The organism is Achromobacter dolens (assembly GCF_902859745.1).
GTDB classification, from domain to species: domain Bacteria; phylum Pseudomonadota; class Gammaproteobacteria; order Burkholderiales; family Burkholderiaceae_B; genus Achromobacter; species Achromobacter dolens.
The window spans coordinates 22,592-36,074 of the sequence record NZ_CADIJW010000011.1; the positions used below are offsets into that span (position 1 = coordinate 22,592).

Consider the following 13,483-nt stretch of genomic DNA (forward strand, 5'->3'; position numbering starts at 1 on the left):
GACGAGGTCCTCGGTTCAGCGCGCGGCGTTGGCGCGGGCCACCATGGCGTCCAGCAGCACGTTGCAGCCGGCTTCCAGGTGCGCGGGCTGCGCGTCTTCGATTTCGTTGTGGCTGATGCCGTCCTTGCACGGCACGAAGATCATGGCGGTGGGCGCCACCGCCGCCATGTAGACGGCGTCGTGGCCCGCGCCGGTGACGATGTCCATGGCCGGCAGGCCGCGACGCGCGGCGCCCTGGCGCACCTTCTCCACCAGATCGGGATCGAACGGGGTGGGGCGGAAGTACTGCACGTCCTTCACGTCCACCTGCACGCCGTGCTTCTCGGCGACTTCGCGGCAGGCGTCGCGCCATTGCTGGTCCATGCGCGTGAGCGTGGCCTCGTCCTCATGGCGCAGGTCGGTGGTGAAGCGCACCTGGCCCGGGATCACGTTGCGCGAGCCGGGGTGGGCATGGATCTCGCCCACGGTGCCGCGCCCGTGTGGCTGGTGCGCGTTGGCGATGTTGACCACGGCCTGCAGCAGATAGCTGGCGGCGAACAGCGCGTCGCGGCGGATGCCCATGGGCGTGGGGCCCGCGTGCATTTCCATGCCGGTCACGGTCACGTCGTACCAGCGCAGGCCGAGCGAACCGGTCACCGCGCCGATCACTTTTTCTTCGTGCTCCAGGATCGGACCCTGCTCGATGTGAGCCTCGAAATAGGCATCCACCGGGCGGCCGCCGACCGGTTCCGTGCCCGCGTAGCCGATGGCCCGCAGCTCGTCGCGCACCGCCAGTCCCTTGGCGTCGCGCGCGCTCAGCGCCGTCTCCAGCGAGAACTTGCCGGCGAACACGCCCGACCCCATCATCACCGGCACGAAGCGCGAGCCTTCCTCGTTGGTCCAGATGGCCAGCTCCAGCGGCGCCTCCGTCTGCACGCCGGCATCGTTCAGCGTGCGCATCACTTCCAGGCCGGCCAGCACGCCGAAGCAGCCGTCGAACTTGCCGCCGGTGGGCTGCGTGTCGATGTGGCTGCCGGTCATCACCGGGGGCAGCGCGTCGTTGCGGCCGGCGCGGCGCGCGAAGATATTGCCCACCTGGTCCACGCGGATCGTCAGGCCGGCGTCGCGCATCCAGCCGGTGACCAGATCGCGGCCCTGGCCGTCGAGCGCGGTCAGGGCCAGGCGGCAGTTGCCGCCCTTGGGCGTGGCGCCGATCTCGGCCAGATCCATCAGGGATTGCCAGAGCCGGTTGCCGTTGACGGACAGGGATGAAGTCATGGGGAGCCTCGTTCGGGTCAGTGGGTGGATGCGGCGGCCTGGCGCGCCAGCGCGGCCTCGCGGATGGCGGTGAGCGTCTGGCCGGGGGCGATGCCATCGGCGTCGTAGCGGATTTCCAGCAGCGCGGGCCGGCGTTCGCGCTCGGCGTACGCCAGCGCACGGTCGAAAGCCGCGGCGAAGTCCTCGGTGCGTTCGACCGCCTCGCCGTAGCCGCCATAGCCGCGCACGATCTGGGTGAAATCGGGATTGTCGAAATCCAGCGCGATCGGACGGCCCGGGAATTCGCGCTCCTGATGCGCGCGGATCGTGCCCCACATGCCGTTGTTGAACACCAGCACCACGATGCCCAGCCGGTACTGCTGGGCCACGCCCAGTTCCTGCAGGTTCATCTGGAAGCACCCGTCGCCGGCGTAGCAGACCACGGTCTTGTCCGGGTGCTCCAGCTTGGCGGACACGGCCGCCGGCAGTCCGTAGCCCATCGAACCGACAGTGGGCGCCAGGCTGGTGCCCGGGCCGGTGAACTGGCGATAGCGGTGCGGATACAGCGCGTAGTTGCCCGCGCCCACCGTGACGCAGGCGTCCGGCGCCAGGCGTTGGTTGACCAGCGCGGCCACGGCGTCCAGGCCCAGCGGGCCGGGTGACGGCAACGGTTCGAGCGAATCCAGGTATTCGGCGTGGGCCGCGCGCACCGCGGCGCCGCGCGGCATGGCGTGGGCCGGTTGCAGCGTGGCCAGCGCCTGCGCGAAGCCGGCGACGCTGGCGACGATCGCCTGCGTCGGCGCGTAGACGCGGCCCAGCTCTTGCGGGTCCGGATAGACATGGATCAGCGCCTGGCGCGGCAAGGGACTCTCGACGAGTTGATAGCCCTCGGTGGTGGCTTCGCCCAGGCGCGTGCCGACCGCCAGGATCAGGTCGGCCATCTTGATGCGGGCGCGCAGCGCGTCGGTCATGCCCCAGCCCATCTGGCCAGCGGCGTTGGGATGGCGTTGGTCAAAGCACTCGAGCCGGCGCCAGGCGGTCGCCACGGGCAATTCGAAGCGTTTGGCGAAAGCGGCGACCTGCTGGATCGCGTCGGCGTTCCAGCCGCTGCCGCCCAGCACCATGACGGGCCGTTCAGCCTGGTCCAGCAGTTGGCGCATGCGGTCCAGGTCGGGTTTGCCAGGGCCGGCGGCGACGCGGTGGTAGCGCGGCATGTCGGCCACCGCCGCCGTGCCCCACAGCGTGTCTTCCGGCAGCGCCAGCACCACCGGGCCGGGGCGGCCGCTGGTGGCGGTGGCGTAGGCGCGCGCCACGAATTCCGGGATGCGGTCGGTGCGATCGATCTGCGCCACCCACTTGGCCATCTGGCCGAACATGCGGCGATAGTCGATCTCCTGGAAGGCTTCGCGTTCGTAGAAGTCGTTGCCGACCTGGCCGACGAACAGGATCATCGGCGTCGAATCCTGGAAAGCGGTATGCACGCCGATGCTGGCATTGGTGGCGCCCGGGCCACGGGTCACGAAGCACACGCCGGGCTCGCCGGTGAGCTTGCCGTAGGCCTCGGCCATGTAGGCAGCGCCGCTTTCCTGGCGGCACACCACCGGCTCGATGGCGCCGCGGTGCTCGTTCAGCGCATCGATGCAGGGCAGGTAGCTCTCGCCTGGAATCATGAAGATGCGGCGCGTGCCGTGGATGCGCAGTTGCTGCATCAGGATCTGTCCGCCGTTGCGCGGCAGGGGGGATACAACCGTCATGCAAACACTCCCGGGAGGGGGCTGCCCGCGCCGGGCGCGGGTTTGGGTTTCGTGGCAGGGGGCGGACGGCGCCGCCGGCGGGTCGCGGTGTTGAGCCTAGATATCGGGCCGGATGCTCCCGTCGTCGTCGCCGAAGTCTTCCCGCAGACGGGCGAGGATGCCGATGAGGTGCGCATGCATGGCATGGCGCGCGCGGATCGGATCGCGCGCCAGGATGGCGGTCAGGATGCGCTGGTGCTCGGCGTGGGCAACGGCCCACACCTTGGTGTTGACGAAGTAGTCCTGCATGCGGCTGAACACCGGGCTGGCCAGGCTCAGGTTCCACAGGTGGGCCACCGACGCCGCCAGCGCCGCATTGCCGCAGGCGGCGGCGATGGCGCCGTGGAACTCGCGGTCATGCCAGCCCGGGGCATCCGTCAGCGACATGGCCTCATGGGCGCCGCGGATGGCGGCGAGCTGGGCGGCCGACCCCTGCTGCGCCGCCAGCGCCGCGCATTCGGGTTCGATCAGCATGCGCGCTTCCAGCAGGTCGAAGGGGCCGATGTCGTCCTGCTGCGTCGCGGCCTGGCCGGCCATGGCGGGCAGGGCGGCGCTTTCACGGGTGGCGGTGACGAACACGCCGGTGCCGACGCGCACCTCGACATAGCCTTCGATTTCCAAGGCGATCAGCGCCTCGCGGATAGAGGCGCGGCTGACCTGCAATTGCTCGGCCAGCTCGCGCTCCGACGGCAGCCGGCCCCCGCGCGGAAAATCGCCCGCGCGGATCCGTCCGGCGATCTGGTCGGCGATCATGCGATAGAGCCGGGTGACGGCAACGGCTTGGAAGGTGTTCATCGTGGTGATGCGGTACGAATGGTCTGGTGGTCAGGCCACCAATATAGGCATCGTGTCCTTGAAATAAAAGTAAAAATCGCTTTATTGAGGGAAAACGATCAGAGGGATTCCCCCTCTTCCTATCCAGTGGTCAGGCCAGTTAGGCGATGGGGTTCCGGCCCCGCGCTTTACAGTTTTCGAACAATTGCCGGACAAATCGTCAACGTCGTGACGTGGTCCGGATCCGATAATCCCTGCGTTCCGGAAACCGGGGCGAGGCGGCGGGGCTTTGCGGACGCCATGACGGGGAGTGTGGCGTGCGACGGAATGGCGAAGAGGCCTGGAAGCCGAATCCTTGGCGGGTCGGAATCGGCATGCTGGTGTTCGCGGGTGCCTGGCTTTGGCTGCTGGACCGGGCCGTGCTGGCCCCGCCAACGGACAACATCGAGCAACTCATCTGGGTGCGCAGCCTGGAGTGGGGTTACTACAAGCATCCGCCGCTGCCGACCTGGCTGTTGTGGCCGGTGGTGCAACTGCTGGGTGGGACCGCCTGGGCCACGTATGTCATGGGCGCGGCCTGTGCGCTGGGCGCGTTCGCGCTGATGTGGCGCCTGTTGCGCGACATGCGCGGCGAGGCCCATGCCGCCACCGCCGCGCTGGCGGGCCTGTGCGTCACCTTCTACAACGGCCGGCTGTACTTCTACAACCACGAGATCGTCCTGATCCCGCTGGTGGCCGGTTGTGCGCTGGCCTGCTGGAAGGCCTACACGACTCGCAAGATCGGCTGGTGGCTCGCGCTGGGCGCCTGCCTGGGGCTGGGCGCGCTGGCCAAGTACCAGATCGCGGTCGCCGGACTGGCGGTGCTGGTGTTCTGGTGCATCCGCAAGGCGTGGCGCGATCCCATGCACGTCTTCGGCCTGCAGGTGGCGGGCCTGACCGCTTTGGCGGTGTTCGCGCCGCATCTGATCTGGCTGATCCATCATGACTTCGAGCCGTTGAACTACGCCATGTCATCGTCGCTGGCGGCTGGCCTGCCGTGGCTCGCCCGAGGGCAGGAGGTCGCCAAGTGGTGGGGTGATCAACTGCTGAACCGGGCCCTGCCGGCCTGGCTGTTCCTGGGAGTGCTGTGGCTGGCGGGCAGCCGCGAGCGACGACGCCATGCCGCGCCGCCGGACGCCGTCGCGGGCGATCCGGGGCGCGCCCTGCTGCTGTCGTTCGGTTTGACCCCGCTGGTGTTTGTCAGCGTCATGGCCCTGATCTCGGGATCGCACATCCAGTTGCATTGGGGCACGCCGTTCCTGCTCTTCATTGTGCCGGCCGCGATGGAATGGGCGCGCCCGGCCTGGCGCGGGCCCTTCCGGCCGTACCGCGTGGCGCTGGTGTTCAGCGTCATCCAGTTGCTGCTGATGCTGCGGGTGGAACTGACGGCGCCCAATGGCGCGGGCCTGCTGCGGCGCCCGACGGATTGGCGCTACTTCGATGCGCAGGCGTTGGCGGACGCGCTGCATGACCGCGCCGTGAGCGCGCTGGGCGGGCCGGTCCGGGTCATTTCCGGTCCCTGGGAAGAATCGGGCGCGTTGTCGCTGCGGCTGCCCGAAAGGCCGCTGGTGCTGATCAACGGGCAACTGCGATTCAGTCCGTGGGTCGGCGCCCACCTGGTGGCTGACTGCGGCGCGCTGGAGTTGAGCAAGGCGCGGGTGTCGCCCGAGGGGTTCGAGCCGGTCGGGGGCGGGTTCCCCAATCTGCATTGGCGCGTCAAGCCGCCTGCCGCGGCTTGCGGCGCCGGCCCCGAGCGCTAGCCGCGGGGCGAGGTGGCGCGGAAAGGGTCAGGCGGAGGGGGCCTTACGCGCCGTCGCTGTCCGGTTCGGGCGTCTGCGTGAAGGCCCGCACCAGGCGCGCGATGCCTTCCAGTTCGTCGTGCGCGCCGAGCACCCATTCGGGTTGCTCGAAAGGGCTGTCCGACGGCGCGTTGTCCAGGTTCGTCTTCAGGTCGCCCAGCAGTTCCAGCGCCATGTCGGTGGCCTGGGGGCTGCCGCGGGTGGAGAGGGCGATGGCGATCGCCATCGCCTGCCGCAGGGCGAGCAGGCGGCCGTCAAGTTCGGTTTCCACGAGGATGTCCTTGTAATGAAGAATCCCGCCATTCTACGGGGCGGCGCGTTTGCGCAAGATCAAGGCGGGTGGGGCGGCACAAGCGAATAATTCGAGGTATGCAAGCCGCCCTACGCCCAGCCTTCGCCGATCCTGCGGCCGCCGCCGCCGAACCTTTCTTTCCGCCCCAGTTGCTGGCGCGCCTGGACAAGAACGGACCCCGCTACACCTCCTATCCCACGGCGGATCGCTACCGCGGCGATTTCGGCGTCGAGCAGTACCGCCAGGCCCTGCGCCAGCGCCGCGATTCCTGTACGACCGAGCCGCTGTCGCTCTACGTGCACATCCCGTTCTGCGACTCGGTCTGCTACTACTGTGCCTGTAACAAGGTCGTGACCCGCCATCACGACCGTGCCGCCCGCTACCTGGACGCGCTGGCGCGGGAAATCGCGCTGCACGTGGCCGAGCTGGGTCCCGGCGTGCCGGTATCGCAACTGCATTTCGGCGGGGGCACGCCCACCTTCCTGTCCGACGAAGAGCTCGATCGCCTGATGGCGGACCTGCGCGGCGCCTTCCGCTTCGAGCTCGATGCCGAAATCTCCATCGAGGTGGATCCCCGCACCGCCACGCCCCAGCGGCTGGAGCGGCTGCGCAAGCTGGGTTTCAACCGGCTCAGTTTCGGCGTGCAGGATTTCGATGCCAAGGTGCAGGTGGCGGTCCATCGCGTGCAGTCGTTCGAGGACGTGCGCGACCTGATGCACAGCGCCCGCACGCTGGGCTATGCCTCGGTCAACGTCGACCTGATCTATGGCCTGCCGCTGCAGACCACCGAATCGTTCGCCCGAACCATCGCGCAGGTCAGCGCGCTGCGGCCTGACCGCATCGCGCTCTACGCCTACGCCCACCTGCCCGAACGCTTCAAGCCGCAGCGCCGCATCAATCCGCTGGACCTGCCCGACCGCGCCACGCGCGTCGGCCTCTTGAGCGCCGCCATCGAAGGCTTCCTCAAGCAGGGCTACACCTACATCGGCATGGATCATTTCGCGCTCAACACCGACGCCTTGGCCATCGCCAAGCAGCGCGGCGAGCTGCACCGAAACTTCCAGGGCTACAGCACCCAGCCCGACCGCGACCTGGTCGCGTTGGGCGTATCGGCCATCGGCCGCATTGGCAACACCTACAGCCAGAACGCCAAGGACCTGGACGGCTATTACGCCGCGATCGAGTCCGGCCGCTTCGCCATCGAGAGGGGCCTGGCGCTCAGCGCCGACGACCTCGCGCGACGTGAAGTCATCATGGACATCATGTGCCAGGGGCGGGTGGATTTCGCCCGCGTCGAGGCGCGCCATGGCCTGCGGTTCGGCGACTACTTCGGGCCGGAGCTGTCACAGGTGGCCAACCTGGCCGAGCTCGGCCTGGTCAACCTGCGGGCCGGCGAACTGCGCGTGACCGGCCTGGGCTGGTACTTCGTCAGGGCCGTGGCCATGGCGTTCGACGGCTATCTGCGCACGGTCAGCACCAGCGCCAGCTATTCGCGCATCATCTGAGACGCCTGGCGCCTCGCCATGAAACGGTGGCCGACCTCGCGTCGGCCACGTTGCTATTCGGCGAACTTTTCCCGCAGGTACAGGGCCAGCGCCAGGTCGTCCGATAGCTGCAGCTTGCGCATGGCGCGGCGCTTATGGGTGCTGACGGTCTTCTTGCTGCGCTTCAGGCGCATCGCGATCTGCGTGACCGACATGCCCTGGCTGATGTGACGCAGCACTTCAACTTCCGACGTCGTCAGCAAGGCGTGCGGCGGCCGCGGCGACACTGGCCGGATCTTGCCCTCGTGCACCGACAGGAACGGGTTCTTCTTGCTGAGGACGCCGTGGATCATCTCGGGCAGCAGCAGCATGCCCCATTGCTTGGCCAGGTAGCCGTTGGCCCCGGCACGGAAGGCGGCGTACTGGGTTTCCTGGCGGTTACCGGCCGAGAAAGTGATGATCGCCAGATTCGGATGGTAGCGCCGCAGCCGGCGCAGGTAGTTGACGCCGTCCCACGGTTCCTGCGGCAGGTAGAAGTCGATCAGGGCGATGTCGCATGGCGTGGTCGCCAGCTTGTCGAGCAGCCGGCGGGCGGAGGTTTCCTGGTGGATGACGCGGAAGCCGGGGCGGGCGTCGAGGTAGGCGCCCAGGCCCAGCGCCACGACGGGGTGGTCGTCCAGGATCGCCACCCGGATGACGGGGGGCGGGCGTGACAGCAGCAGGTGCTTGCGGGAATTGGGGCGGTCAACCGCATCGGGGGATCGCGGCTCGGACGAGACGGCGTTGTCCGGCGCTGAGGGAGTATTCATCTAGGCTCCACAGAATGGAAAGGCACACATCGGTGCGCAGAGGGGGCGCCCAAGAGGCGGGGCCGCGCACACGCCGTAACCAGTCCGAAATTCGAGTGCGAAGCTTATGGTCTTACGGCGCCATACAGACGAAAACTAAGAGAGAATCAGACTAAGCGATGCAAGAGGTCGCGATGCGCGACGTTAAATCGGCCTCGCGAGGGCTTGCCCGCAAGGCATAAAATCGCAGCATTTCCGGGCCGGCCTGTTGCCAGCCCGTGGCGCAGGACTGGCGAGGCGGCGGACGGCGGATGCCCAGTAAAATTCTCGTGATCGGCAGGGACGGCCAGCTCGGCTTCGAGCTGCGGCGCAGCCTCGCTCCGCTGGGCGTGGTGACGGCGGTCGGGCGGACCGACTGCGACCTGACCTATCCCCTGCAGATCGCGCGCCTGGTGCGGCGCGAGAAGCCTGACGTCATCGTCAACGCGGCCGCCTATACCGCGGTCGAGCGCGCCGAGGAAGACGCGGCACGCGCCATGCGCGTGAACGCCGAGGCCGCGGGCGAACTGGCCGCGCTGGCGGCCGACCGCGGCGCCCTCATCGTCCACTATTCTTCCGACTACGTGTTCGACGGCGCCAAGGCGGGCGTCTACGACGAGCGGGACGAACCCGCGCCGTTGAACGTCTATGGCCGCAGCAAGCTTGCCGGCGAGCAGGCGGTGCGGGCGCTGAACCCGGCCCACCTGGTGTTGCGCACGTCGTGGGTCTACGGCGTGTACGGCAAGAGCTTCCTGAAGACCATGCTGATGGCGCTGCGCCAGCCGGAAGCGCTGCGCGTCGTGAGCGACCAGCGCGGCGCGCCCACCGGCGCCGCGTACATCGCGGATGCCACCGCGCAGGTCGTGGCGCGCTATCTGGCGCGGCCGGCCGGGGGAGAGTTTCCCTTCGGCCTGTACCACATGGCGGCCACCGGCGACGCCAGTTGGCACGAATACGCCTGTTTCATCGCGCAGCAGGCCCGGCGCGCCGGTCTGGCGGTGACGCTGACGCCGGGCGATATCCAGGCGGTGTCGTCCGACCAATATCCCACCTCGGCGCGTCGGCCCCTGAATTCCCGGTTGGACTGCCGCCTGCTGGAGCGCACCTTCGGGCTGCGCGCGCCGCACTGGGAAGAGGGCGTGCTGCATGCGCTGGCCGCCATCGCCGACAGCCGCAACCTGGCCTGAGGGGCTCGGTTGCTCCCTCCTGCGCTCGCCGACGGGCCATGTTCGCGCCATCAGCCGCCCCTTTTGTCGCGCAAATGTCACGAAATAGGCCCAAAGGGTGCTACAATCGGCAACGATAAGCACGCCATTTATCCCGGCGCTGCGCACCGCAAGTCAATTCCGAAGGCCCGAGCATCATGTTTTTCCCGCTGGCACGAACTACGACCCGGAACTTTCGCCCTATGTCGCGTTAGTTTTTCGTGCGTCGGGTTTCACCGTGTCAGGTCAGCGGTAAGACTCAGCAAGACAACCAAATGAACGCGGCTACCAGCCGCGTTTGTCGTTTCTGAATTTCGTATTTTTCCCAAGAACCCCAGGAAGCACTCCCGATGGTACAGATCACATTGCCCGATGGTTCGCAGCGCCAATACCCGGGACCGGTCACGGTCGCCGAAGTGGCGCAATCGATCGGCGCGGGATTGGCCAAAGCCGCCTTGGGCGGCCGCGTGACCTTTGAAGGCGCCGATTCCACGCTGGTCGACACCAGCTACCGCATCGAGGGCGACGCCCGCCTGGCCATCGTGACCGCCAAGGACGCCGACGGCCTGGACATGATCCGCCATTCCACGGCCCACTTGCTGGCCTACGCCGTCAAGGAGCTGTTCCCGGACGCGCAGGTCACCATCGGCCCCGTGATCGACAACGGCTTCTACTACGACTTCTCGTACAAGCGCCCGTTCACGCCCGAAGACCTGACGGCCATCGAGAAGAAGATGGCCGAACTGGCCAAGAAGGACGAAATCGTCACGCGCGAAGTCTGGTCGCGCGACGACGCCGTCGAGTTCTTCAAGGGCATCGGTGAAAAGTACAAGGCCGAGATCATCGCCTCGATCCCGTCGAACGAGCCGCTCAGCCTGTATCGCGAAGGCGACTTCATCGACCTGTGCCGCGGCCCGCACGTGCCGTCCACCGGCAAGCTCAAGGTCTTCAAGCTGATGAAGGTGGCCGGCGCCTACTGGCGCGGCGACAGCAAGAACGAGATGCTCCAGCGCATCTACGGCACGGCCTGGGCCACCAAGGAAGAACAGGAAGCCTACCTGCACATGCTGGAAGAGGCCGAGCGCCGCGATCACCGCAAGATCGGCCGCGAACTCGACCTGTTCCACTTCCAGGACGAAGCGCCGGGTCTGATTTTCTGGCACCCCAAGGGCTGGGCCCTGTGGCAGCAGGTGGAGCAGTACATGCGCTCCGTCTACCGCGACAACGGCTACCAGGAAGTGAAGGCGCCGCAGATCCTCGACATCTCGCTCTGGAAGAAGACGGGCCACTGGGACAACTACCGTGAAAACATGTTCACGACGGAGTCCGAGAACCGCGTCTATGGCCTCAAGCCCATGAACTGCCCGGGCCACGTGCAGATCTTCAACGCCGGCCTGCACTCGTACCGCGAGCTGCCGTTGCGCTACGGCGAATTCGGCCAGTGCCACCGCAACGAACCGTCCGGCTCGCTGCACGGCATGATGCGCGTGCGCGGTTTCACGCAGGACGACGGCCACATCTTCTGTACCGAAGACCAGCTCCAGGACGAATGCGCCGATTTCACGGCCCTGCTGCAGAAGGTCTACCGCGACTTCGGCTTCACCGAAGTGCTGTACAAGGTCGCCACGCGTCCGGAAAAGCGCATCGGCTCGGACGAGGTCTGGGACACGGCCGAACAGGCCCTGATGGAAAGCCTGCGCCGCACCGGCTGCGAATTCGAGATCTCCCCGGGGGAGGGCGCGTTCTACGGCCCCAAGGTTGAATACACGCTGAAGGACGCCATCGGCCGCCACTGGCAGTGCGGCACGATCCAGGTCGACTTCTCCATGCCCGTGCGCCTGGGCGCCGAGTACGTGGACCAGAACGACCAGCGCCGTCCGCCCGTGATGCTGCACCGCGCCATCCTGGGTTCGCTCGAGCGTTTCATCGGCATGCTGATCGAAAACCACGCCGGCGCGATGCCGCCCTGGCTGGCGCCGGTGCAGGCCGTGGTGTGCTGCATTTCCGAACCTTCGGCCGATTATGCGGCTGAAATCACGCAAAGCCTGAAAAAACAAGGCTTTAGAGTAGAGTCCGATTTGCGCGGTGAAAAAATCACTCGTAAAATTCGGGAGCACAGCCTGCAGAAGGTGCCGTACATCCTCGTCGTCGGCGACAAGGAGAAGCAAAACGGTACCGTCGCCGTACGCGGATTGGGCGGTCTGGACCTCGGCGCCATCGCGTTCGACGACTTCGTCGCCCGCCTGTCCGAAGACGTATCCACCCGCCGCGACGTCAATCAACCCGATGGCAGCGCTGCTTAACATTTCTAGGAGCTTTCAACATCGCCACTGAAAAAGCCAATCGCATCAACGGTGAAATCCGCGTCCCCGAGGTGCGCCTGATAGGTCTGGACGGAGAACAGCTGGGCATCGTCAAGATTGCCGACGCGTTCCGTCTTTCCGAGCAAAACGACGTGGATCTGGTGGAAATCGCGCCGAACGCCGAGCCGCCGGTCTGCCGTTTGATGGACTACGGTAAGTTCAAGTACCAAGAGCAGAAGCGTCAGGCCGAAGCTCGTTCGAAGCAGAAGGTCATCCAGGTCAAGGAAGTCAAATTCCGTCCGGCCACCGACGAGGGCGACTACCAGGTCAAGCTGCGCAACCTGCGCCGCTTCCTCGAGGAAGGCGACAAGGCCAAGGTGACGCTGCGGTTCCGTGGCCGTGAAATGGCTCACCAGGAACTGGGCATGCGGGTACTTGAGCGTGTGCGCGACGATCTGCTGGAATTGGCCCAGGTCGAAGCCATGCCGAAGCTCGAAGGCCGTCAGATGGTCATGGTGCTGGCGCCCAAGAAGAAGGCTGCCCCCGCGGGCAAGCCGGAATCGGCGGCATAAGGCTCCTGCCGGCCTTCCCGTCCGGGAAGGCCTGGCCGCTCTTGCCCCGCGACCCGCCGTCCAGCCCATGTTCGGCGGGTTCGCTTATTGGGCGGCTCTGCGCTACGATGTCATAGATAGCCGCCTTCCCGAAAGGGAAGGCGGCGTACGTTCGGGGTGTCGCGATGCATGTTTTGTTCGTTTTGGATCCCTTGCCGCTCTTGAAGGCGTACAAGGACAGTTCTGTCGCCATGATGCGTGCCCTGGTGGCGCGCGGCCATACGCTCAGCGTGGCCATGCAGGGCGACCTGTACATCGAGACCGGCACGGTCAAGGCCGTCACCACGCCCATCGAGCTGGTGGCAGACGCCGACCTGCACGGCCATGACTGGTGGCGCGAATCGGCGTCCCAGGATCTGCCGCTGGCCGATTTCGGCGCGGTGGTGATGCGCAAAGACCCGCCTTTCGACATGGAATACGTGTATTCCACCCATCTGCTCGAATACGCCCAGGCGCAAGGCGCCAAGGTGTTCAACAGCGGCGCGGCGATCCGCAACCATCCCGAGAAGCTGGCCATCACCGAGATCAGCGAGTTCACCGCGCCGACGCTGGTGACGCGCAACATGGCGCGCCTGAAGGCCTTCCACGACACGCACCACGACGTCATCGTCAAGCCGCTGGACGGCATGGGCGGCACCGGGGTGTTCCGCCTGCAGCCCAAGGACCCCAACCTCAACGCCATCCTGGAAACGCTGACCGACAACGGCGCGCGCACCATCATGGCGCAGCGTTACATTCCCGAGATCGTCAAGGGCGACAAGCGCATCCTGCTGATCGGCGGCGAACCGGTGCCGTATTCGCTGGCGCGCATCCCGCTGGCCGGCGAGACCCGCGGCAACCTGGCCGCTGGCGGCCGGGGCGTGGCGCAGCCGCTGTCGCCGCGCGACCGCGAGATCGCCGAGGCCGTCGCGCCCAAGCTGGCCGCGCGCGGCCTGCTGCTGGTCGGCCTGGACGTCATCGGTGACTACGTCACCGAGGTCAATGTCACCAGCCCCACCTGTTTCGTGGAAATCGCCGAACAGACCGGTTTCGACGTCGCGGGCATGTTCGTCCAGGCGCTCGAAAAAGCGGTGGCGGCCGGCGCCTCGGTTCCGGCCGCGGCCTGACCTTCCTGGAACCT

Annotated in this window: 11 protein-coding genes; 6 read left to right on the forward strand and 5 right to left on the reverse strand. The window is 67.0% G+C overall.

What is annotated here, in order from left to right; all coding sequences use genetic code 11:
* Positions 1-15 precede the first annotated feature (15 nt).
* The 3 genes from HV783_RS10860 to HV783_RS10870 form a co-directional block, all read right to left on the reverse strand.
* On the reverse strand, positions 16-1,257 hold the full coding sequence (locus HV783_RS10860; RefSeq protein WP_116793109.1) for a Zn-dependent hydrolase: 1,242 nt from the start codon (positions 1,255-1,257) through the stop codon (positions 16-18).
* A 17-nt stretch (positions 1,258-1,274) separates the two neighbouring features.
* On the reverse strand, positions 1,275-2,990 hold the full coding sequence (locus HV783_RS10865; RefSeq protein WP_175142935.1) for a thiamine pyrophosphate-binding protein: 1,716 nt from the start codon (positions 2,988-2,990) through the stop codon (positions 1,275-1,277).
* 96 nt (positions 2,991-3,086) lie between these two features.
* Positions 3,087-3,824 carry a FadR/GntR family transcriptional regulator gene (locus HV783_RS10870; RefSeq protein ID WP_175189102.1) on the reverse strand — a complete coding sequence of 246 codons (738 nt, stop codon included), beginning with the start codon at positions 3,822-3,824 and terminating at the stop codon, positions 3,087-3,089.
* 353 nt (positions 3,825-4,177) lie between these two features.
* On the opposite strand from HV783_RS10870, the gene HV783_RS10875 reads away from it, so the two are divergent.
* On the forward strand, positions 4,178-5,602 hold the full coding sequence (locus HV783_RS10875; RefSeq protein WP_054503864.1) for a glycosyltransferase family 39 protein: 1,425 nt from the start codon (positions 4,178-4,180) through the stop codon (positions 5,600-5,602).
* 43 nt (positions 5,603-5,645) lie between these two features.
* On the opposite strand, the gene HV783_RS10880 is transcribed toward HV783_RS10875, so the two are convergent.
* Positions 5,646-5,912 (reverse strand): hypothetical protein, encoded by a 267-nt coding sequence (locus tag HV783_RS10880; RefSeq protein WP_054503863.1) that lies wholly within the window; start codon positions 5,910-5,912, stop codon positions 5,646-5,648.
* 98 nt (positions 5,913-6,010) lie between these two features.
* Here HV783_RS10880 and hemN point away from each other — a divergent pair, with 98 nt between their 5' ends.
* Positions 6,011-7,438 (forward strand): oxygen-independent coproporphyrinogen III oxidase, encoded by a 1,428-nt coding sequence (hemN, locus tag HV783_RS10885; protein WP_175189103.1) that lies wholly within the window; start codon positions 6,011-6,013, stop codon positions 7,436-7,438.
* A gap of 53 nt (positions 7,439-7,491) precedes the next feature.
* Here hemN and HV783_RS10890 read toward each other — a convergent pair whose 3' ends face one another.
* Positions 7,492-8,226, reverse strand: a complete 735-nt coding sequence (locus HV783_RS10890; protein WP_054503862.1) for a response regulator transcription factor — start codon at positions 8,224-8,226, stop codon at positions 7,492-7,494.
* A 290-nt stretch (positions 8,227-8,516) separates the two neighbouring features.
* On the opposite strand from HV783_RS10890, the gene rfbD reads away from it, so the two are divergent.
* From rfbD to gshB, 4 genes are all read left to right on the forward strand, one after another.
* A complete protein-coding gene (gene rfbD / locus HV783_RS10895) occupies positions 8,517-9,431 on the forward strand; it encodes a dTDP-4-dehydrorhamnose reductase (RefSeq protein ID WP_054503861.1) in 915 nt (304 codons plus the stop codon).
* A 368-nt stretch (positions 9,432-9,799) separates the two neighbouring features.
* Positions 9,800-11,752 carry a threonine--tRNA ligase gene (gene thrS / locus HV783_RS10900; RefSeq protein ID WP_063584120.1) on the forward strand — a complete coding sequence of 651 codons (1,953 nt, stop codon included), beginning with the start codon at positions 9,800-9,802 and terminating at the stop codon, positions 11,750-11,752.
* 20 nt (positions 11,753-11,772) lie between these two features.
* Positions 11,773-12,324: a translation initiation factor IF-3 gene (infC, locus tag HV783_RS10905; RefSeq protein ID WP_076410237.1), complete on the forward strand. Its 552-nt coding sequence runs from the start codon at positions 11,773-11,775 to the stop codon at positions 12,322-12,324.
* A gap of 164 nt (positions 12,325-12,488) precedes the next feature.
* Positions 12,489-13,469, forward strand: a complete 981-nt coding sequence (gshB, locus tag HV783_RS10910; RefSeq protein ID WP_175189104.1) for a glutathione synthase — start codon at positions 12,489-12,491, stop codon at positions 13,467-13,469.
* Positions 13,470-13,483: the final 14 nt, after the last annotated feature.